The organism is Mesorhizobium sp. M0701 (genome assembly GCF_040320365.1).
GTDB lineage: Bacteria > Pseudomonadota > Alphaproteobacteria > Rhizobiales > Rhizobiaceae > Mesorhizobium.
In genome coordinates this window covers 153,439-173,774 of record NZ_JAMYPO010000006.1, presented here as the reverse complement: position 1 = coordinate 173,774, position 20,336 = coordinate 153,439, and the positions used below count along the sequence as shown (strand labels likewise).

At 63.0% G+C, this 20,336-nt stretch carries 20 protein-coding genes and 3 pseudogenes; 11 read left to right on the top strand and 12 right to left on the bottom strand.

Annotated elements, in window-relative coordinates; genetic code table 11:
- Positions 1 to 261 precede the first annotated feature (261 nt).
- Positions 262 to 474: a cold-shock protein gene (locus tag NKI24_RS08695; protein ID WP_023678332.1), complete on the top strand. Its 213-nt coding sequence runs from the start codon at positions 262 to 264 to the stop codon at positions 472 to 474.
- A gap of 332 nt (positions 475 to 806) precedes the next feature.
- Here NKI24_RS08695 and NKI24_RS08690 read toward each other — a convergent pair whose 3' ends face one another.
- The 3 genes from NKI24_RS08690 to NKI24_RS08680 all read right to left on the bottom strand — a co-directional run bounded on the left by NKI24_RS08690 (position 807) and on the right by NKI24_RS08680 (position 3,422).
- A complete protein-coding gene (locus tag NKI24_RS08690) occupies positions 807 to 1,415 on the bottom strand; it encodes a glutathione S-transferase family protein (protein WP_352744490.1) in 609 nt (202 codons plus the stop codon).
- 262 nt (positions 1,416 to 1,677) lie between these two features.
- Entirely contained in the window at positions 1,678 to 2,532 is an 855-nt protein-coding gene (locus tag NKI24_RS08685; RefSeq protein ID WP_023678335.1) for an EAL domain-containing protein, read from the bottom strand.
- Entirely contained in the window at positions 2,529 to 3,422 is an 894-nt protein-coding gene (locus NKI24_RS08680) for an EAL domain-containing protein (protein ID WP_352744487.1), read from the bottom strand. The genes NKI24_RS08685 and NKI24_RS08680 overlap by 4 nt, the downstream gene beginning before the upstream one ends.
- Positions 3,423 to 3,625: 203 nt before the next feature.
- Here NKI24_RS08680 and NKI24_RS08675 point away from each other — a divergent pair, with 203 nt between their 5' ends.
- Positions 3,626 to 4,828, top strand: coding sequence for a pyridoxal phosphate-dependent aminotransferase (locus NKI24_RS08675; protein WP_352705346.1), 1,203 nt, complete (start codon positions 3,626 to 3,628; stop codon positions 4,826 to 4,828).
- A 6-nt stretch (positions 4,829 to 4,834) separates the two neighbouring features.
- On the opposite strand, the gene NKI24_RS08670 is transcribed toward NKI24_RS08675, so the two are convergent.
- Entirely contained in the window at positions 4,835 to 5,230 is a 396-nt protein-coding gene (locus NKI24_RS08670; protein WP_023678338.1) for a (R)-mandelonitrile lyase, read from the bottom strand.
- Between the two features lie 30 nt (positions 5,231 to 5,260).
- On the bottom strand, positions 5,261 to 5,860 hold the full coding sequence (locus NKI24_RS08665) for a methyltransferase family protein (protein ID WP_352450428.1): 600 nt from the start codon (positions 5,858 to 5,860) through the stop codon (positions 5,261 to 5,263).
- A 144-nt stretch (positions 5,861 to 6,004) separates the two neighbouring features.
- Here NKI24_RS08665 and NKI24_RS08660 point away from each other — a divergent pair, with 144 nt between their 5' ends.
- Positions 6,005 to 6,871 (top strand): alpha/beta fold hydrolase, encoded by an 867-nt coding sequence (locus NKI24_RS08660; protein ID WP_352744485.1) that lies wholly within the window; start codon positions 6,005 to 6,007, stop codon positions 6,869 to 6,871.
- Between the two features lie 163 nt (positions 6,872 to 7,034).
- Positions 7,035 to 9,086 carry an elongation factor G gene (locus NKI24_RS08655; RefSeq protein WP_352744483.1) on the top strand — a complete coding sequence of 684 codons (2,052 nt, stop codon included), beginning with the start codon at positions 7,035 to 7,037 and terminating at the stop codon, positions 9,084 to 9,086.
- A 512-nt stretch (positions 9,087 to 9,598) separates the two neighbouring features.
- Here the strand turns inward: NKI24_RS08655 and NKI24_RS08650 are convergent.
- Positions 9,599 to 9,802, bottom strand: a complete 204-nt coding sequence (locus NKI24_RS08650) for a hypothetical protein (RefSeq protein WP_352744481.1) — start codon at positions 9,800 to 9,802, stop codon at positions 9,599 to 9,601.
- A 101-nt stretch (positions 9,803 to 9,903) separates the two neighbouring features.
- Between NKI24_RS08650 and NKI24_RS08645 the strand changes: the two are divergent.
- From NKI24_RS08645 to NKI24_RS08630, 4 genes and pseudogenes are all read left to right on the top strand, one after another.
- Positions 9,904 to 10,257: pseudogene (locus NKI24_RS08645) on the top strand (methyltransferase family protein); the annotation flags it as partial.
- 81 nt (positions 10,258 to 10,338) lie between these two features.
- On the top strand, positions 10,339 to 10,617 hold the full coding sequence (locus NKI24_RS08640; RefSeq protein WP_352458679.1) for a DUF6959 family protein: 279 nt from the start codon (positions 10,339 to 10,341) through the stop codon (positions 10,615 to 10,617).
- A 43-nt stretch (positions 10,618 to 10,660) separates the two neighbouring features.
- A pseudogene (locus tag NKI24_RS08635) lies at positions 10,661 to 11,424 on the top strand (IS5 family transposase).
- Positions 11,424 to 11,564 (top strand): annotated as a pseudogene (locus NKI24_RS08630) (isoprenylcysteine carboxyl methyltransferase); the annotation flags it as partial. The pseudogenes NKI24_RS08635 and NKI24_RS08630, both read left to right, overlap by 1 nt.
- A gap of 19 nt (positions 11,565 to 11,583) precedes the next feature.
- On the opposite strand, the gene NKI24_RS08625 reads toward NKI24_RS08630, so the two are convergent.
- Positions 11,584 to 12,336, bottom strand: coding sequence for an SDR family oxidoreductase (locus NKI24_RS08625; protein WP_352744478.1), 753 nt, complete (start codon positions 12,334 to 12,336; stop codon positions 11,584 to 11,586).
- A 121-nt stretch (positions 12,337 to 12,457) separates the two neighbouring features.
- On the opposite strand from NKI24_RS08625, the gene NKI24_RS08620 reads away from it, so the two are divergent.
- Positions 12,458 to 13,102 carry a TetR/AcrR family transcriptional regulator gene (locus NKI24_RS08620; RefSeq protein WP_352744475.1) on the top strand — a complete coding sequence of 215 codons (645 nt, stop codon included), beginning with the start codon at positions 12,458 to 12,460 and terminating at the stop codon, positions 13,100 to 13,102.
- 240 nt (positions 13,103 to 13,342) lie between these two features.
- Positions 13,343 to 14,116 (top strand): hypothetical protein, encoded by a 774-nt coding sequence (locus NKI24_RS08615; RefSeq protein ID WP_352683556.1) that lies wholly within the window; start codon positions 13,343 to 13,345, stop codon positions 14,114 to 14,116.
- On the opposite strand, the gene NKI24_RS08610 is transcribed toward NKI24_RS08615, so the two are convergent.
- Together NKI24_RS08610 and trxB are read right to left on the bottom strand one after the other, a co-directional pair.
- Positions 14,113 to 15,009, bottom strand: a complete 897-nt coding sequence (locus NKI24_RS08610) for a LysR family transcriptional regulator (protein ID WP_023678345.1) — start codon at positions 15,007 to 15,009, stop codon at positions 14,113 to 14,115. The two genes, NKI24_RS08615 and NKI24_RS08610, sit on opposite strands and share 4 nt — an antisense overlap.
- A gap of 98 nt (positions 15,010 to 15,107) precedes the next feature.
- Positions 15,108 to 16,082 (bottom strand): thioredoxin-disulfide reductase, encoded by a 975-nt coding sequence (gene trxB, locus NKI24_RS08605; RefSeq protein ID WP_352469805.1) that lies wholly within the window; start codon positions 16,080 to 16,082, stop codon positions 15,108 to 15,110.
- Positions 16,083 to 16,337: 255 nt separating this feature from the next.
- On the opposite strand from trxB, the gene NKI24_RS08600 reads away from it, so the two are divergent.
- Positions 16,338 to 16,814 carry an Lrp/AsnC family transcriptional regulator gene (locus tag NKI24_RS08600; protein ID WP_023678347.1) on the top strand — a complete coding sequence of 159 codons (477 nt, stop codon included), beginning with the start codon at positions 16,338 to 16,340 and terminating at the stop codon, positions 16,812 to 16,814.
- A gap of 303 nt (positions 16,815 to 17,117) precedes the next feature.
- On the opposite strand, the gene NKI24_RS08595 is transcribed toward NKI24_RS08600, so the two are convergent.
- From NKI24_RS08595 to NKI24_RS08585, 3 genes are all read right to left on the bottom strand, one after another.
- Complete coding sequence (locus NKI24_RS08595; protein WP_352744472.1) at positions 17,118 to 17,693, bottom strand: D-sedoheptulose-7-phosphate isomerase; 576 nt, start codon at positions 17,691 to 17,693, stop codon at positions 17,118 to 17,120.
- A 7-nt stretch (positions 17,694 to 17,700) separates the two neighbouring features.
- Positions 17,701 to 19,179, bottom strand: coding sequence for a D-glycero-beta-D-manno-heptose-7-phosphate kinase (gene rfaE1 / locus NKI24_RS08590; RefSeq protein WP_352743201.1), 1,479 nt, complete (start codon positions 19,177 to 19,179; stop codon positions 17,701 to 17,703).
- A gap of 139 nt (positions 19,180 to 19,318) precedes the next feature.
- Positions 19,319 to 19,951 carry a LysE family translocator gene (locus NKI24_RS08585; RefSeq protein WP_352683840.1) on the bottom strand — a complete coding sequence of 211 codons (633 nt, stop codon included), beginning with the start codon at positions 19,949 to 19,951 and terminating at the stop codon, positions 19,319 to 19,321.
- Between the last annotated feature and the right edge of the window lie 385 nt (positions 19,952 to 20,336).

Here is a 20,336-nt window from a genome sequence, read left to right as displayed (position 1 = left end):
GCGATCCTCCCGGGTCAGGCGCGCAGCGACGACGCTCTCACGCGATTGGGGCGGCCGTTGGGCAGCGTTGCCGCGGCGCCATTTTCCGCCCCGTCTTGTTTTTTGCGCGAAAGCATATTATATGCCGTCCATTGATATTTCGGCCGATCGATCCGGGCCTCGCGATCTTCGCGTTTGCTGACGTTCTATCTCCAAAATCTCGATACAAACCGGCTGGATTTCGGTCCAGTCAAACTAAAGCAAACGTAAAGGACTATCGAAATGGCAACAGGTACGGTCAAGTGGTTTAATTCCACCAAGGGTTTCGGCTTCATTCAGCCTGACAGCGGCGGCGCGGACGTTTTCGTTCACATCTCCGCAGTCGAGCGTGCTGGACTGTCGACCCTGGTGGAAGGCCAGAAGATCAACTTCGAGATCGAGCAGGACCGCCGCACTGGCAAGTCGTCCGCTGGATCTCTGAGCAAGGCAGCCTGATTTTGCGAATGGCGCGCGCCGGGCGATTGCCCGGGGCGCGCGGCAAGTCACGGATGTACTGGCGGTCGCGCGAGAAGCGCGCCGGAGCGAAAGACCCCGACAAGCCGAAGCAGCAGATTGCTGCCGGCCCGGCCAAAACGCTCCCGATCAGGCTACCAAGCATGGGAAGGCGGGATTTTGTCCCGCCTTTTTGCTGTCTGGATTTTAAACGCCGACAATTGGCGAAACCGGCGATACAGCTCCTTCTCCCCGTATAGTGACGGGGAGAAGGACGCTTTCGCCGAAGCTTTCGCCAATTGTCAACGTTGCTCAGCAAAGTCGGCGAGTTGCACTCAACCCACCCACTCCAGCGGCACATGCCCCGGGTCGGCCTCGACCCTTTTCAGCCAGGCGGCCACCGCCGGATAGGCGTCGAGCTGAAACCCGCCCGTCTCGGCCGTGTGCGTATAGGCATAGAGCGCGATGTCGGCGACGCTGAGCACATTGCCGGCAAAGTACGTGCTCCCGGCCAGGTGCTTGTCCATGACGCCAAGCGCCTTGTTGCCGCGCTCCAGCGTCACCGCCAGCCGCTCCGGCGTCGCATCGTTGGTTCTTTCAGGGAAGGTCAGCAGCGCCCTGCGCACGGCGATATAAGGCTCGTGGCTGTATTGCTCGAAGAACAGCCACTGATAGGCCAGCGCACGTTCGTATTTGTCCGCCGGCAGAAACCGCGTGCCTTCGGCGAGATAAAGCAGGATGGCATTGGATTCGGCCAGCCGGCGGCCGTCGTCGAGTTCGAGCAGCGGCACCATGGCGTTCGGATTTTTCGCGACATAGTCGGGTTTGCGCGTGTCGCCGGTATGCGAGCTGACCTCGACATTGGTGAAAGCGATGCCGAGCTTGGCCATCAACAGGCGCGGCTTGTAGCAATTGCCGCTGTCGATCATTCCATAGAGTATCATCGGTGCTCCCCCTTGCTCGCAACCACCCGTCTCAGGGCTTGATCCAGCCTCTATCGCGGCAGCGGCGGCTTCATCCAGTGATTTGTTTTGGCGTAACCATCAGCGCCGCTGATGCATTTCAGGATATATCGAGATTCAAGTCAGGCCGAGCCGAGAAGGGTGGGTTCCGAGAACCGGAGCGGAGCGTACTTTGGGTACGTGAGCACCGGAAGCGCAGGAAACCGCCGTTCGCAGGCCGGCATCACTTGAATCTCGACATATCCTAGCCGAATAGGGGGATGACGTTGTTGTCCCTGCCAAGCAGCCTGTCGATCGACAGCGGCTCCTCGTCGAACAGCGTACCGGCCAGCGCCGGCCGGGCAAGGTAAAAGCCCTGCAGCAGGTCGACGCCGCCATCCAGCGCGACGCGCAGATGCGTGGCGTTCTCGACGCCTTCGACCAGCACCTTGGCGCCACGGTCGTGCAGCGTCGAAACTAGCGGCCGGAAAAACCGCTCGGCGGCGGCATGGCGGCAGAATTCTGCGAACCAGGTGCCGTCGATCTTGACGATGTCGGGCTGCACCAGCGCTACCCTTTCTTCGGTCGAATGCCCGGTGCCGAAATCGTCGATGGCGATGCGGACGCCGTCGCGCCGCATCTCGCGCGCCAGGCTGACAAGCACCTTGTCGCCGGCCGCCTGCTCGGTAATCTCGCAGACCAGCATGCCGGGATGCAGGCCGAAATCCGCCAGATGCCTGGTCATCAGCCTGATTTCGGCCAGCGCCCGTGCGGGGTCATCGTTGATCAGCGGATTGTAGTTGAAGAAGAGGTCGAGCCCGTCGACGCCGATGTTGCGGAAGTTGCGCAAATGCAGCACCCGGCACATGGTTTCGACAAACAGCCGATCCGCTGCCGGCACACCTTCGAAGAAGATTTGCGGCGCCACCGGCCTGCCTGCACGATGCGGCTCGATCAGTCCCTCGACCGCGACGGCGGCGAGAAACCTGCCGCGCGGCGCGAAGACCGGCTGGTAGGCGCTCCTCAGCCGGAATGCGCCGTAGACGCCATATTCGATGCCGACCTCGTCGGCAAAGATCGCTTCGCCGACCTTGCGCCGCATGTCGGCCCGCCCGGTCACGATACCACCCTGCGCCCGAAAGCCCGCATCGGCCGCCGCGATGGCGAAACGGCCGCGGGAACTTTGTCCTTATCGGGCGACACCGCTGATGCTTGCCCGGCTTTGTCGAAGACGTGAAAGCTGGTCGGTGCAAGCTCGGGGCGTGCCAGCACGAAGCCTTGCACCATCGAGGCGCCCGACTTTTCGGCGAGCTCGAGCTGCCAGCCCGTCTCGATGCCCTCGAATACCGTACGGATGCCTTGCTCTTCGAAGCTTGTCACCATAGCGGTCAGCAAGGCGAAGCCGGCACCGGACTCCATCAGCGTCATGATCCAGTCGGCGTCGAACTTGACGATGTCTGGCCTGAGTTCCTTGATGCGATTGATGTCGGATTCGTCCGCGCCGTAATCGTCGACGGCAATGCGCAAACCATTGCCCCTGAGCGCCTCGACGAAATTGTAGAGCGTTTCCTGCGACGCCGATTTCTGCTCGGTGACCTCGCAGACGACGCGGCGCGGATCGATGTCGGCCTCGTGCAGCACCAGCCGCATGTCGCGCAGCGCCTTGTCGGCGATGCTGCGATCGGTGAACACCGATGGATCGAAATTGATGAAGATGGAGGCGTCTCGCGGCAGGCAGGCGCCGGCGTTCAGAAGGTGCAGCGTCCGTGTCAGCGCCTCGATATGCAGGCGGTCGACCGCCGGACAGCTGTTGAAGAAACTCATTGGCGGCTGCGGCTCGCCTTCGCGGAACGGCCGGATCAGCCCCTCGAACGCGACGACGGAAAGCTTGCCCTTGTTGAAGGCGAAGATCGGCTGGAACGCGCTTTGCAGCGTATAGACCCCCCAGACACCGCTGGCGGTGCCGTCATCATGGCGGATGATATGGGCAAGCCCGATGCTGCGCGTCACGGTTCCTCGCTGTGCGAGACTGGCGGACCGGCTACGGTCCCTGCCGTTCTAGCTTTTACCGATCGTTGGTGAATTTATTGTTTCCAGCATTGCGCGCTGGCTCATTCGACAATGCCTGCGCTGGGCTTGCGCTTGACCAGATGATGCGACATGAGAGGCGCCGCGGCGCCTTCGCCCGCCGGTCTTTTCTGGAGATATCTGTCATGGCCTTTCTTGCCGACGTCCTTTCCCGCGTAAAGCCTTCCGCGACCATCGCGGTGACGCAGAAGGCGCGCGAGCTGAAAAACGCCGGCCGCGACGTGATCGGGCTGGGCGCCGGCGAGCCGGACTTCGACACCCCCGACAACATCAAGAACGCCGCGATCGAGGCCATCCGCCGCGGCGAGACGAAGTATCCGCCGGTATCCGGCATCGTGCCGCTGCGCGATGCGATCGCAAAAAAATTCAAGCGCGAGAACAATCTCGACTACCGGCCGGAGCAGACCATCGTCGGCACCGGCGGCAAGCAGATCCTGTTCAACGCCTTCATGGCGACGCTGAACCCCGGCGACGAAGTGATCATCCCGCGGCCCTACTGGGTGAGTTATCCCGAAATGGTGGCGATCTGCGGCGGCACCTCGGCCTTTGCCGACACCTCGATCGACAACGGCTTCAAGCTGACGGCGGCCGTGCTGGAAAAGGCGATCACGCCGCGCACCAAATGGCTGTTGATGAACTCGCCGTCGAACCCTTCGGGCGCAGCCTACACCGAAGCGGAACTCAAGAGCCTGGCCGACGTGCTGTTGAAGCATCCCCATGTCTGGGTGCTGACCGACGACATGTACGAGCACCTGACCTATGGCGACTTCGTCTTCAAGACCATCGCCGAGGTCGAGCCTAAGCTCTATGAGCGCACGCTGACGATGAACGGCGTGTCGAAGGCCTATGCCATGACCGGCTGGCGCATCGGCTACGCGGCAGGCCCGGTGCCGCTGATCAAGGCGATGGACATGATCCAGGGCCAGCAGACCTCCGGCGCCTGCACCATCGCCCAATGGGCGGCGGTCGAAGCGCTGAACGGCCCGCAGGATTTCATCCCGAAGAACAAGGCGATCTTCCAGGGCCGGCGCGATCTCGTCGTCTCGATGCTCAACCAGGCGCGCGGCATCACCTGCCCATCGCCGGAGGGTGCGTTCTACGTCTATCCCTCCTGTGCCCAGCTGATCGGCAGGAAGACCAAGAGCGGCAAGGTGATCGACAGCGACGAAACCTTCTGTTCGGAACTGCTCGAGGCCGAGGGCGTGGCGGTTGTTTTCGGCTCGGCCTTTGGCCTCGGCCCGAACTTCCGCATCTCCTACGCCACGTCGGAGGCTCTGCTCGAAGAGGCCTGCACCCGCATCCAGCGCTTTACCGCCGCGCTGGTCTGAGACGTTTCAGCCGCCATACTGCTCGTCGTTCACCTTCTCCAGCCAATCGACATGCACACCCTCGAGCGCCTCCTGCATGGCGATGTGGGTCATCGCCGATTTGGGCGCGGCGCCGTGCCAATGCTTTTCGCCGGCCGCAAAGGAGATGACGTCGCCGGCCCTGATCTCCTGCAGCGGCCCGCCCCAGCTTTGCACGAGACCGGCACCGGACGTGACATAGAGCGTCTGGCCAAGCGGATGCGTGTGCCAGTGGGTGCGGGCGCCGGGCTCGAAGCTGACCAGCGTGGCTCTGAGCCGCGCCGGTGCCTCTTTCTCGATGATCGGCGTCTGCAAAACCCGGCCAGTGAAGTATTTTTCCGGCGCAACAATCGTCGGCACGCTGCCGCAGGCAATAATCTTCATCGTCGCAAGTCCTCGATTCAATCCAGTGTCTTAGACCCTACCACTTTCGTCCGATGCCGGCTGCATCTCCTGCCGGCTGCGGGCAAAACGCGGCCAGAACAGACCGGTCCGCGTGCGGTAAGCGTCGTAGGCATCGGCCAACCTTGTCCGCGAAAATTTTCGCTCTTCGTCCAAGGCTGCGATCACGTAGATCGTAACGATGCCGGCGACCGGCACCACCGCCCAGACCGACCAGGTCGCGATACCCCATCCGATCCAGAAGATGATGTAGGACGTGTAGAACGGATGCCGGACATGGAGATAAGGGCCTTCGGTCACCAGGCTGTCGGGATTGTCAGGATCGAATGCGAACCGCAGCCCCGCCTTGCGGGAGACCGAGATCGCCCACCAGAACAGCGCCGAGCTTGCCAGTTCGATGGCGAGCCCGCCGATCTTCGCCGCCACCGGCTGCCGCTCGATCCACAGCAGCGCAAGAAAGAACAGCGCCGTGCCGACCACGACGGCCGAAATGATCATCGCGCCTTGAGACATGGTCTGCGACTGGAAATGCGCGCGCATCGACCAGGCATATTGGCCGAGCGTCGCGATGCTGCTGATCGAGACGAGAAGGTCGAGCGTGGATTCCATCATCAGGCTCCGGGGGTTAGCTGTGGTGGATTCGTTCATCATACCCGGCGCAAGCCGAGAAATCATTTCTTAACCACCGTTCTAAACAACATGGTGACCTCGGCATGCGATGTTGACCTGGAGACAATCCCAAGGTCCAAACCAGATATGGCCGTTTCCCACCGCACGATCCGCACGCCGCAAGCGGATTTGCGCCTCAGCCAGTCGTCGGGACCCGGCATCCCGCTTGTCCTGATCCACGGCTCGGGCAGTTCGCGCGCCGTATTCGCCCGCCAGTTCGACAGCCCGTTGGCCGCTGCCCATCGGTTGATTGCTTTCGACCTGCCCGGCCATGGCGAATCGTCGGACGCCCGCAATCCGGCGACGGACTACACCATCGCCGGCCTTGCCCAATCGGCGGCTCAGCTCCTCAATGCCTTGGGCATCGGCCGCGCCGTCGTCTTCGGCTGGTCGCTTGGCGGGCACGTGGCAATCGAACTCGCGAGTTTTCACCGCGCCGTCGGCGGGCTGATGCTGACCGGCGCGCCGCCGGTATCGAAGGGTCCTTTCGGCATGCTGCGCGGCTTCCACGCGCATTGGGACATGCTGCTGGCGTCCAAAAAGACGTATTCCGAACGCGATGCCGAGCGCTTCGAGACGCTGTGTTTCGGCGACACCGCCGATCCGTCCTTTCGCCAAGCCATCCTGCGCACCGACGGCCGGCTGCGCGCCGCGGTGACGCGCGGCATGCTCACCGGCAAGGGCGCCGACCAGAGACAGGTGGTCGAGCAAGCCGCGTTTCCGGTCGCTATCGTCAATGGCGAGAACGATCCGTTCGTCCGGCTCGGCTATTTTGAGACACTCGCATACGGCTCGCTGTGGGAGCATTGCCACATCATCGCCGGCGCCGGGCATGCGCCTTTCTGGGAGCGTGCGGACCTGTTCAATCCGTTGCTCGCGCGCTTTGCCGAGACGGTGGCGGTGCAGCGCGTGGACGCAACGCCACTGGCGTCGCGCCGAACCGGCACCGGCTGAACCGGCCTCAACTTCAAATCCCTTCAACCTCAAATCCCTTGCCCTCCCGGCCTGCCCGTGGGACGATGCCCTTTGGGTAGGTGGCAAATTGAAAAAAGCCTCGCCCGCGACGGCCGACAGGCCGGCCGCCGCTTACAGGGAAACGCCTGAGTGGAGGTCAGCCATGGGTACTCGCGCCGGAGGACGACGCACGGGACCGAAATGCATTGCCATAGTCGGTCCCTTCGCAAGCGGTAAGACGACACTTCTCGAAGCCATACTCGCCCGTACAGGCGCCATTCCCCGCCAGAATCCCGTTTCGTCCGGAAATACCGTTTCCGATCATTCGCCCGAGGCGCGCGCTCACGGCATGAGCGTCGAGGCGACCTTCGCCACCACCGATTTCATGGGCGAGCCGTTCACCTTCGTCGATTGTCCCGGCTCCATCGAATTCTCCTTCGAAGCCGAGCCGGTGCTGGCCGCCTGCGACGTCGCCGTGGTCGTTGCCGAGGCCGACGAGAAGAAGATCCCTGCCCTGCAGCTGATCATGCGCAAGCTCGACGAGCTCGGCGTGCCGCGCATGCTGTTCCTGAACAAGGTCGACAAGGCGATAGCAGGTGTGCGCGACACGCTGAAGATGCTGCAGCCGGCAAGCTCGGTGCCATTACTGCTGCGCCAGATCCCGCTGCGCAAGGACGGCGTCGTCATCGGCTCGATCGACCTCGCTCTGGAGCGTGCCTACATCTACCGCGAATATGCCGAGAGCGAGGTCGCCCAGATCCCGAGCGACGACAAGGCGCGCGAGCTCGAGGCGCGCTTTTCCATGCTGGAGACGCTCGCCGACCATGACGACCGGCTGATGGAGCAATTGCTGGACGAGATCGAACCGCCGAAGGATGCGATCTTCGACGATCTTGCCGCCGACCTGCGCGACGGCATGGTGACGCCGGTGCTGATCGGCACCGCCGAGAAGGGCAATGGCGTGCTGCGCCTGTTGAAGGCGATCCGTCACGACGCACCCGACATCGAGGCGACGCGCCAGCGCCTCGGCGCTCCCGATGGCAATGCCACCGTGGTCCAGGTGATGAAGACCATCCACACCGCGCATGGCGGCAAGCTGTCTGTGTCGCGCATCCTGTCCGGCCAGGTCGCCGACGCCGCCGAGCTGTTCCTTTCCAATGGCGAAACGGCAAAGGTCTCCGGCATCTACAAGATGCTCGGCAAGGACCAGGTCAAGCTGACTTCGGCCAAGGCCGGCGACACGGTCGCGCTCGGCAAGCTGGACGCCGTCAGGACCGGCCAGACGCTGAGCTCGACCAAGGGCGGCATCCAGCCGCTGGTCACGCTGGCGCCGCCGCAACCGGTCTTCGCCTTCGCGCTGCGGCCGAAAGAGCGCAAGGACGAGGTCAAGATGTCGGCGGCCATCCAGCGCCTGGCCGAGGAAGATCCCTCACTCAACCTGCATCACAACCAGGATTCGGCCGAAACCGTGCTGTCCGGCCATGGCGAGATGCATCTGCGCGTCGTGCGCGAGCGGCTGGAAGGCAAGAACCAGATCCCGGTCGAAGGCCATGTGCCGGCCGTGCCCTACCGCGAGACGATCCGCAAAGCGACGCAGCAGCGCGGCCGCCACAAGAAACAATCAGGCGGCCACGGCCAGTTCGGCGACGTCGTGATTGAGATCAAACCGCTGCCGCGCGGGTCAGGCTTCCAGTTCACCGATACGATCACCGGCGGCGTCGTGCCGAAGACCTACATCCAGTCGGTCGAGACCGGCGTGCGTGACTACCTGAAGTCCGGGCCGCTCGGCTTCCCGGTCGTCGATGTTGCCGTCAACCTTTCCGACGGCTCCTACCATGCGGTCGATTCCTCCGACATGGCCTTCCAGATGGCAGCGAAGCTGGCGATGAAAGAAGGCATGGCCGCGTGCTCGCCGGTGCTGCTCGAGCCGGTGATGAAGGTCGAGATCGTCACGCCGTCCGACGCGACGTCGAAGATCATTGCGCTGATCCCGCAGCGGCGCGGCCAGATCCTCGGCTACGACGCGCGGCCCGACTGGCCCGGATGGGACGTCGTCGAGGCGACCATGCCGCAAGCCGAGATCGGCGACCTCATCATCGAGCTGCGCTCGGCCACGGCGGGTGTCGCCAGCTACCGGGCCGTCTTCGACCACATGGCCGAACTCACCGGGCGGTTGGCCGACGAAGCGCTGAACGCCAACGGCAAGGCCGCCTGAGCTGCCTTTGCGGCCCAACAGGAAACGGCGCCCGGATCATTCGGGCGCCGTTTCTTGCGGACCGTCTTCGTGGGAGGCGAAACGGCAGGTCCGCCGCATGCTTGCCGCCGGTGTTTTGGCGGAGGAAGGTTCGGACGCGGTAGCTGCCTGAGCCCGGGTCGTCCGAGTGATGCCCCCATCCCCCGGACGAGCCACACCGCGTCCTGTACTCTGCTTAATCGATTTGGCGCGCCCGCGGCATGTTACCCGAGGTTACATGTCACTGTTACGCGACCGTTCCGGTCGATTTTCTGGCGATGTGTTGGTTTCGGGCAACAAAAAAGCCGGATCAATGAAGACCCGGCTGAGTTTGATTGGAAGTGCCTGTTAGGGCTAACCTCCAGAGGGGAACACTCGAGAGCGCTAATGGGAGGAGAACGCGCTCAGGAGATGATCTATATATGTGCTCTTCATGCCCAAGAAACAAGCATCTATTTTGCAACACTCACATGCAAAAAGGCGCCGGCTGTGGTCTAATCCGTCCCGAAGCGCAATAGGACCAGTTGAATCGCTGAAATACAGCCTGCGGCAAGGCAAAAATCGATCCACGGCCGCGAATCAGCAGCGATTCCTGCTCGGAAAATCGAAAAACGCAGGATGACGTGGAATCGTGCAGCACGCGTTTGTTTTTTCGGCAGCCAGACCTTGCTGGTGCATGCCGCCCAAAAGCCCGCCATCGAGCTTGACCTGAGGGTGCAGCGGTTTGGGTTACATGCCGGACAAGACCTGAAGCGCGTTGCAGGAGACCGTTCAAGGCCGCGCCCGTAAGGAGAGCTATATGCGAGCCACTTCGGCGATCGCCGGCAGCGTCATCTTCCTTGCTGTAGCGCCCGGCGTGGTCGCCGGACTGTTGCCCTGGCTGCTGACCGATCGCTATCGCCTGCCCTGGTCGCGACTGCCCGGTTTCGTTCCTGTGGGCTGGCTGCTGGTTGTCGCCGGCACAGCCATACTGCTGCACGCCTTTGCCCGGTTTGCCCTGGAGGGCCTGGGTACCCCCGCCCCGGTCGCGCCGACCGAGAGGCTGGTCGTCGGTGGCATCTGCCGCCACGTCCGCAATCCGATGTACGTCGCCGTGCTGTCGATCGTCCTCGGCCAGGCATTGCTGTTTTCGAGCTGGACGGTCGCCGCCTATCTAGGTCGTGAACCCATAAAGGGTTGCGGAGTGAGCGGGCTCATGCTCTGACGGTGCAGCAAGCCGATCCGCGAGACACTGATGCGTAGCGAGAACGTCGAGATACTATCGGACAAGACCAATGCCGCTGTCATGCGGCATCCTGGTCGGGCCTTCCCCGGCGTTCTCGTTCAGGGTGACAGCCTTTATATTCTGTGTCAGCGAGCGGATCTGGCCTGCAAGGAAGTCGGGCGAGGTTCGCCGGGTTACGACGAACTGAATGATCTTCGCAACGCTCTGTGGTCATATCTCAACCATTATAAGGTTACACTGCTGGAGCACGACATAGCGCTTCCCTTCTCAGAACAGCAGGCACCCTGAAGCCGGCCTTTCAATATCGTCGCTGATGTGATTCAGCGGCTGTATGAGCCGATATGATCTGACCGACTTCGAATGGCGCGTGATCCAACCGCTCCTGCCAACAAGCCGCGAGGCGTGCCGCGCGTGGACGACCGCCGCGTGCTGAACGGCATCTTCGGGTGCTACGATCAGGCGCACCGTGGCGCGACCTGCCGGAGCGTTATGGACCGCGCACGACCTGTTACAACCGCTTCGTGCGATGGCGAAAAGCAGGCGTGTGGCATCGGCTCATGGACGCTGTCAGTGCCGCGCATGACGGTGAAATCCAGATGATCGACAGCACTTCTATCCGGGCGCACCAGCAGGCTGCGACAGGAAAAAAGGGGATGCAGATCAATGTCTCGGCCGCTCCCGAGGCGGGCTCACGACCAAGATCCACGTGGTCGTCGATGCGTGCGGGCTGCCGATCCGGCTCGGCCTGACAGCAGGGCAAGCCCATGACGGGCAGATCGTCGATACATTCCTCGACCACCTCGGTCCGCGCGCCATCGTGCTGGCGGACAAGGCCTATGATGCCGACCGCATCCGGGAGCTGATCCAGCAGCAGGGTGCCACGCCGAACATCCCGGCCAAGCGCAACCGGAGTGGAAACCCTGCTTCAGCAAGCGGCTCTATCGCGAGCGCAACCTGATCGAGCGGTTCTTCTCCAAGCTGAAGCACTTCCGTCGCGTCGCCACCCGCTACGACAAGCTGGCTGCCAACTTCCTCGCCATGATCCAGCTCGCTTCGATCAGGCTATGGCTTCGCGCTAATGAGTCTACGGCCTAGTCATCGCCGCGGCCGCCATGATCTCCTTCGTGAGACTATATGAGGAACCGACGCTTGCCCGCCGCTACGGCGACGAATACGAGGCCTACCGCCGTGCCGTACCAGGCTGGCTGCCCCGCCTGACACCTTGGCGCGGCTGAAGCAGGCTCCAAGGCAACGTCACCACGGCAGCGGGCCGTCCTCGTTCGAGAACGTGCCCGTCGGACCGTTCGCGTCGAGAAGCGCGAGGCGCACCGGCTCCCGCGCGGCCTGTTCGACGGTGCGCGAACCTTCGAAGTTGTTCAGCTCCGTCGCGGTGTAGCCCGGGCAGGCAGCGTTGACCTTGATGCCGGTCTCCTCGAGCTCGATGGCGAAGGCGAGCGTCATCGCGTTGACGGCCGTCTTCGACGGGTTGTAGACGGCGCCAAACGACGTGCGGTACGGAAAGGCCGGATCCGCGTTCAATGTCAGCGAGCCGGCGCCGCTCGAAACGTTGACGATACGCGCCGCCGGCGCCTCACGAAGGAGCCGCAGCATCGCTTGCGTGACGGCGACGATGCCAAACACGTTCGTCTCGAACACCGCGCGTACGTCGTCGAGAGAGGCAACACTCGGGCGGCCCGAGTTGATGATCTCCTCGAACGACGTGCCGGGCTTTCCCGCATGGGAGATGCCGGCATTGTTCACCAGCACGTCGAGGCGGCCGAGTTCGATGCGGATGCGCTCTGCCGCGGCGGCGATCGACGCCTGGTCGGTGACGTCCAGCTGCAGGGCGTGGGCATCCTCTCCGATGCTATTTGCGGCTGCCTCGGCATGCTCGAGCCTGCGCGATCCTACGAGCACGGTAAGGCCGTTCGCCGCGAGGTCCTTGGCGATCTGAAGACCGATGCCCTTGTTGGCCCCGGTGACCAGGGCGACGGGTTTGTCCTGCATGGTAATCTCCTTTTTTGCACCGATGTGTGGCCAACACCGGTTTGCCGTGCTAGATACAAGTCAAGCGGAACCACGTTCCACATATATCCGGAACAAGGTTCCGTTTGCAAGAGGTAATTTGATGGGCGAAAACACGCCGAACGGCAAAACGGATCAAGGCGATGGTCTGGAACCCCGCGACCGCTCGGATCGGCACGTGCGCGCCGACGCACGGCGCAACATCGACGCGTTGCTCCGGGCGGCCATGGCGGTGTTCGCGACCTCCGGCGTGGAGGCTCCGGTGCGAGAGATCGCGGAAAAGGCTGGCGTCGGCGTCGGCACCGTCTACCGCCATTTTCCACAGCGCTCGGACCTGATCGTGGCCGTCTTCCGCAACGAGGTTGACGCCTGTGCGGACGCCGCGCCGATCCTGGCCAGAAAGCATGAGCCCGGTGAAGCGCTGGCCCTGTGGATGCAGCGCTATGTGGATTTCATCACGGCAAAACGCGGCCTCGCGGCAGCCTTGTACTCAGGCAATCCGGCCTTCGACACTTTGCCTGCCTATTTCAACCAACGGCTCCGGCCCGCGCTCCAAACATTGCTGGAGGCAGCGGCCGCGGCCGGCGAGGTGCGCGCCGATATCGAGCCGGGCGACCTGTTGGGGGCGGCCGCCAGCCTTGCCATGCCGGCACATGGCGGCGGCCCCGCCCAGGCGCGGCGCATGGTTGCCCTGCTGGTCGACGGTTTGCGCTACGGCGCCAGCACGCTGGCGGATACGCGTTCCTAAAGCGCGTTGCGTTCGACCGACCTGATGCGACGCGCTTTAGGTTCTTGTTTGATGCATGTCGTTATCGCAAAACCGCTGCACGCTTTTGCGCGACATGCATTAGCAATCGCAGACCAAGTACGACATCAGACAAAAAGGCTGGTGCTGCCCCTTCTGGCTGCCGCTATCTTCTCCGTTATAGTGACGGGGAGAAGGACGCTTTCGCCGATCGCTCTTTGGAGTGTTGTAGGGTCGACATAAATGAGCTTTTCAGAATTTCAGCCACGCCATGTGCTCTGCATGCTGGGAAGGCAGGGTGGATATTCTGAGCTGTGTCGCTCAGTTCAGTCGGCAATCGACAATTTCGCCCCGGGGTTTGAAATTGATACGCACTTTTCGCAGGACGCGCCGGATGATCGCATGGTTGAGTCGTTCGATGTGTCTTGGGATCGGGTACATAAGGGGGGACGGACTAAAGAGGACCAAGCGGCCGTCCATGAGCACGGTTGCGTGATTTATGTACTTGGTCCCCATATGGATATCGAAAGTACCGTTGGGACGTCGGCAATCGCCCTTCGCTTAATCGTGCATGCGCTGAACAGTGATGCTATTGCCGCAAAAGGCGAGAGTGCTGGCATTGCGCACGGTGCGGCTCGATGGAAACAACTTGGCCGTGATGCGGAAAACGCCGAGGACGGCCCGAGTTTAGCCCGTACTTGCCGCCTTGCCTTCAGCAAGCGGCCGTTAAGTGACGGAAAGTTCCTCTGTAGCGTCGGTTTCCATCTCGTCGGTCTGCCAGAGGTCTTCGCGCCAAGGAGTCTTTCCGACGATGAGCTGGTGCTCAGCTCGATAATCGACCGTGTTGCCGATGAGATGTTTACCGAAGGCGTCGGGCTGAGTTTAGTCCGTAACAATGGGATACTGCTACCCATCGAAGCGTACGAAGAAGACGACTTCAAATTCAACCCGTATGGTGCCGTCTACTTGGGCGATCACGGCAAAAAGGATACCTTGTCGACAGAATCTAGAAACTAAAACGACCAGCTGCGCGCCTTGGCGATGATGAAATCGCGGAAGACATGCAGCTTCGCCTGGTTCTTCATCGCGTCGGGATAGGCGAAGTAGGTATCGAAGGACGGCACTTCGGTCTCGGGCAGCAACTGCACCAGTCCGGAATCCTTGCTGACCACGTAATCCGGCAGCATGGCGATGCCGGCGCCGCCCTGCACCGCCCGCTTGATCGACAATATGTCGTTGATCTGCAGCGTCGGCACCCTTTGCCCGCCTTCGAAATCGCCGACCGTCTCCAGCCAGTTCAGTTCCGACAGATGCGCCGGCACCGGCACGCCGAAGGTGACGATGCGATGGGTTTTCAGCTCGGCGATCGAATTCGGCTTGCCGTATTTGTTTACATAGGATGGCGCCGCGTAGAGATGAAAATGCACGGTGAACAGGCGACGCTGGATGAGGTCGGGCTGCTGCGGCTGGCGCAGCCGGATGGCGCAGTCGGCCTGGCGCATCGTGAGATCGAGCTCCTCATTGGCCAGGATGAGCTGCAGGCTGACCTCGGGATAGAGCTCGATGAACTCTTGCACGCGCTCGGTCAGCCAGCCGGCGCCGAGGCCGACCGTGGTCGTCACCCTGAGCACGCCGGAGGGCCGGTCCTTGGTTTCGGTCAGTCGCGACTTGATGGTTTCGAGCTTCATCAGCACGTCGTGCGCCGTGCGGAACAGCATCTCGCCCTGCTCGGTTAGCACCAGGCCGCGGGCGTGGCGATTGAACAACGGCACGCCGACGTCATGCTCGAGCGCGCTGACCTGCCGCGAGATCGCCGATTGCGACAAATGCAGTGTTTCCGCGGCATGGGTGAACGACCCCGCTTCCGCCGCGGCGTGAAACACGCGTAGCTTGTCCCAATCCAACGCCATGATTTCCCCTCGTCCTGTTTTCTGGCGTCCGCCTGTTTTCGGCGTCTGAATGAAAAATCAGGCTTTTGCGCGGCTTTTCTCAGCCGCTTATCGAACAATCACTCCGCCGCTTCGCGGTGAACCTCGATCCCCGCCAGATATTTTTCCGCCTCGAGCGCGGCCATGCAGCCGAGCCCGGCCGCCGTCACCGCCTGGCGGTAGATGTCGTCGGTCACGTCGCCGGCGGCGAACACGCCCGGCATGTCGGTGCGGGTCGAATCCGGCGCCGTCCACAGATAGCCGTTCGGCTTCTGCTTCAGCTTGCCGGCAAACAGCTCGACCGCCGGCGCGTGGCCGATCGCCACGAACACGCCGTCGACCACCAGATGCATCTCCTGCCCGGTCACCACGTTGCGCAGCTTCAGCCCTTCGACCGACGGCGGCAGCGGCGCCTTGCCGGGCCTGCCGGTGATCTCGTCGACCACCGTGTCCCAGATGATGCGGACATTGTCTTTCCGCAGCAGCCGCTCGCGCAGGATGCGCTCGGCGCGGAAATCGCTGCGCCTGTGGATGACGGTGACGCTCTTGGCCAGGTTGGAGAGATAGAGCGCTTCCTCCACCGCCGAATTGCCGCCGCCGATCACCGCGACGTCCTTGCCGCGGTAGAAGAAGCCGTCGCAGGTGGCGCAGGCCGAGACGCCAAATCCCATAAAGGTGTGTTCGCTCGGGATGCCCAGCCATTTGGCCTGGGCGCCGGTGGCGATGATCAGCGCGTCGGCGGTATAGATCGTGCCGGAATCGCCCTTGGCGCGGAACGGCCGCACGTTGAGGTCGACCTCGGTGATGATGTCGTTGACGATGTCGGTGCCGACATGCTCGGCCTGCCTGAGCATCTCGCTCATCAGCCATGGACCCTGGATCGGTTCGGCGAAGCCCGGATAGTTTTCGACATCGGTGGTGATCATCAGTTGCCCGCCCTGCTGCAGGCCGGCGACCAGCATCGGCTTGAGCATGGCGCGAGCGGCATAGATCGCCGCCGTATAGCCGGCGGGGCCGGAGCCGATGATGAGAACAGGCGCATGCTTGGTGATCATGAAAAACCTCTGCGGGGAGCAGCCATGGATTGTGGCATGAACTCTCGTCGATTGTTGCGCGTAATGTAAGTGTTGCCTGCGACGCCAGCAAGGCAAGTTGCCGTTCGTCCCCGGAAAGCTTCGGCGCCGGCGACGGCGACAAGCAACCCGCAGCAAGATGATGCGAAAATCCTCGATCCAGCGGATGGAATAGACAGCAAAGTCGTTTAATTACAAAGTCGCGAAAGATTCTTTCGCGTCACCACGGAAGCCACCATGCCGATCAAGGCCGATCTCGATGCCATCGACTGGAAGATCCTGCGCGAGCTTCAGCAGGACGGACGCATGACCAATGTCGAACTGTCGAGCCGCGTCGGCATTTCGGCGCCGCCGTGCCTGCGCCGCGTCAGGCGGCTGGAAGAGGCCGGCATCATCCGCGGCTACCGCGCTTTGCTCAACGCTCCGGCGCTCGGCCTCGACGTCGTCGCCTTCTGTCTGATCGGCCTGCATCACCAGGCCGACGCCGAACTCAAGACCTTCGCCGAGCGCACCCGCGGCTGGCCGATCGTGCGCGACGCCTGGATGGTGTCGGGCGAGTCCGATTTCCTGCTGCATTGTGTGGCGAGCGATCTCGGCACCTTCCAGACCTTCGTCATCGAGGAACTGGCCTCGGCCCCCAATGTCGATACGGTGCGAACCGCGCTGACCATCCGCCGAGTCAAGGACGAAGGGCTGGTGGCGTTTTCGGCCTGAGAGACCAGCAAAGCGGCTGCGAAACAAAAACCCGAAACAAAAAACCCGCCTCGGCGGGCGGGATCGTCGGTGGAAATCATCACCATACCCAAATTATTAGCATAGCTGCCGGCACAAAGCAAGAACAAAATTGCGCCTTCAGCGTTAGAATGCGGCTTCATGCCAGCTTGGGTTCCTCGCCCCACGAAAGTGGGGAGAGGTATCTCGGCGAAGCCGAGACGGAGAGGGGAACCGCGCTCTACGAAGCCCCCTCTCCGGCCGCCTCGCGGAGGGCGAGGAACCCAGGTCCTGAGAGTTCGAGGATCACCCTGCGTCGCAGAGGCGTGTTTCGACCATTTCGCACAAATGGTGGTAGAGGCACAAATGCCCCTGCTGGATGATCGGCGTCGAGGTCGAGGGTACGTTGAGCAGGATGTCGGAGAGCGGCTTCAGCTTGCCGCCGGTGTCGCCGGTCAGGCTGACCACCGTCATGCCCATCATGCGCGCCTGTTGGGCGGCGGCGAGGATGCTTGGCGAATTGCCGCTGGTCGAGATGGCGAGCAGCACGGCGCCCGCCGAACCATGCGCCTCGACCTGGCGCGCAAACACCGTGCCGAAGCCATAATCATTGCCCCAGGCGGTCAGCACCGCCGCGTTGGCCGGCAGCGCGATGACGTTGTAGGCCTTGCGCTCCCTGAGGAAGCGGCCGACCAGCTCGCCGGCGATGTGGATGGCGTCGCTGGCCGAACCGCCATTGCCGGCTATCAGCAGCGCCTTGCCCTGCGAAAGCGCGGCGACGACGGCGCTCACGGCCCGCTCCATCTCGCTGGTCAGGTCGCGCTCGACCATCGCCGAAATCGCGGCCGCCGAGCGGGCCAGGTAATCGTTCAGTTCGGACATGAAACCCTCAGTTCCCGGCGCGCAATCTGCCGATAGTGCCGGTCGTGCTCTTGCCGGCGACGAGGTCGACCAGCACGACGCGCCCGCCGGCCTTCTGCACGACATCGGCGCCAACCACCTGATCGACCGTATAGTCGGCGCCCTTGACCAGTATGTCGGGGCTCAGCGCCTCGATCAGCGAAAGCGGCGTATCCTCCTCGAAGATGACGACGGCGTCGACCGAGGCAAGTGCTGCCAGCACGCAGGCCCGGTCATGCTGGTCGTTGACCGGGCGCCCCGGCCCTTTCAGCCGGCGCACCGAGGCATCGCTGTTGAGGCCGAGCACCAGCCGGTCGCACTGGCTGCGCGCCGCATGCAACAGGCTGACATGGCCGGCATGCAGGATATCGAAACAGCCATTGGTGAAGCCGACGCTCAAGCCCTCGTCTTTCCAGCCCGCCACCAGCCGCGCAGCGGCGGCGGCATCGAGGATCGCATCCAGGTGGGCGACCGGACCATGCGAGCGAAACAGCGCACCGGTGAGTTCCTCGATCGTCAGCCGCGCCGTGCCGCGCTTGCCGACGACAACACCGCCGGCGGCGTTGGCGATCGATCCGGCCATGACACGATCAGCCCCTGCTGCAAGAGCCAGCGCGAAGGTCGCGATTACCGTGTCGCCGGCGCCCGAAACGTCGAACACTTCGCGCGCCTGCGTGGCGATATGGCGGGCGTCGTCCGCACCGATGACGCTCATGCCCTTTTCGCTGCGCGTCGCGACGACGAAATCGAAACCGTGCGCCGAAATCAGCTGGCGTGCCGCCGCCTCGATTTCGTCATCGGCAAACACTGCGCGGCCGACCGCCTCGCCGAGTTCCTTGCGGTTGGGCGTGATTGCCGTCGCGCCGGCATAACGCGCATAGTCGCGGCCCTTCGGGTCGACCAGCACCGGCTTGCCCGCTTGCCGACAGATCGAGATCAGCTCGCCGGCGACGCCGTCGAGCAGCACGCCCTTGCCATAGTCGGACAGGATGACGATGTCGGCGCGTGCCAGCGCTTCGCGAAAATGCCCGACCAATGTCGCGCGCTCGGCATCGCCCAGCGGCTTGATTTCCTCTTCGTCGAAACGCAGCACCTGCTGGTTGAGCGCGCTGAAGCGGCTTTTGGACGACGTCATGCGATCGGCATCCTGCGCCAGCCCGCCGGTGTCGACGCCAAATTCGCCGAGCATGCGCACGAGGTTCTTGCCGGCCTCGTCAGCGCCGATCACCGAGACCGGTATGACGGCAGCGCCGAGCGAAACGATGTTGGCGACGACATTGCCGGCGCCGCCCATCGCCAGCGTTTCGCCGCGCCCGTGCAGCACGGGGATCGGCGCTTCCGGCGAAATGCGCTCGATCACGCCGTTGACGAAACGGTCGAGGATGAAATCGCCGACCACCAGCACGGTGGCGCCGCCGAAGCGCGAAATGGCGCGGTGAAGAGGTTCGGGAGAGGGCAGCTTGATCATGTCAACGCGTGGGAGAGCCGATTTTCAGTGACGGGGGATTCGATGGGCAGGGCCGGCCGTTCATGGCGATGCCGATATACCGCAATTTCAGCCGACGCAACGGCAGGCCTTCGACCGATCGCCGCGGCGAGACAGTGCGTCAGCTTTTCTGCAACGCGACATGCACGCCCAGTCCGACAAGCACCGCGCCGCCGGCGCGCCGCATCAGGCGCTGCGCCCGGCTCGAGCGCCGCAGCCTGGCGATCACCGCGCCGGCCAGTATCACGCAAACAATGTCGGCCGACGAGAACATCAAATTGACGATTGTTCCAAGCACAACGAACTGCACCCAGACCGGAAACGCTGCCGAGGCATCGATGAATTGCGGCAGGAACGCCATGAAGAAAATCGCCGTTTTTGGGTTGAGCACCTCGACGGCAATGCTCTCGAAAAAGGCGCGGCGGGCGGATTTCGGCTGAATTCCCGGCAAGACAACGTCGCCTTGCGCCTTGGCGCGAAACAGCGAAACACCGAGCCAGATCAGATACAGCGCGCCGACCAGCTTGACCGCCATGTAAAGCACCGGCACGGCATGGAAAAGCACCGACAGGCCGACGGCGGCGGCGAAGACATGAACGTAGCCGCCGAGATGGATGCCGAGCGCCGCCATCAGGCCGGACCAGCGGCCGCGCGCCATGGTTTGCGCGGCGGCATAGAGCATGGCGGGGCCGGGGATATAGGCGAAGATCGCCGTGGTGGCGAAAAAGGCGACAAGCAGTTCGGTTGACGGCATTCTTTGTCCCTGACGATCTCACCGGGTAGCGAATCGACTGAAGCGGCAACTTTGCGGCCTCACTGTGGCGCAGGGCAATCGCCCCCTTGCCCTTCTTGCAGGCGTCGGCGCCGCCCCTCATCCGCCTGCCGGCACCTTCTCCCCGTGTAGTGACGGGGAGAAGGGGGGCTTGCCCGCGATCTCAGCGCTCGTCTGTAATGTTGGCGATCGGCGAAACCGTCGACGAGAGCGCCCCTCTCCCCGTCACTATACGGGGAGAGGATGCCGGCAGGCAGGTGAGGGGCGGCGCCGACTAGATAATCGATGTCTCCGCCAGAAGTTGGAACTGCATCCACCCGAAGCAATTGCTCTCTGCTGCTTTATCGACAGCCCTATCGACCTCCCC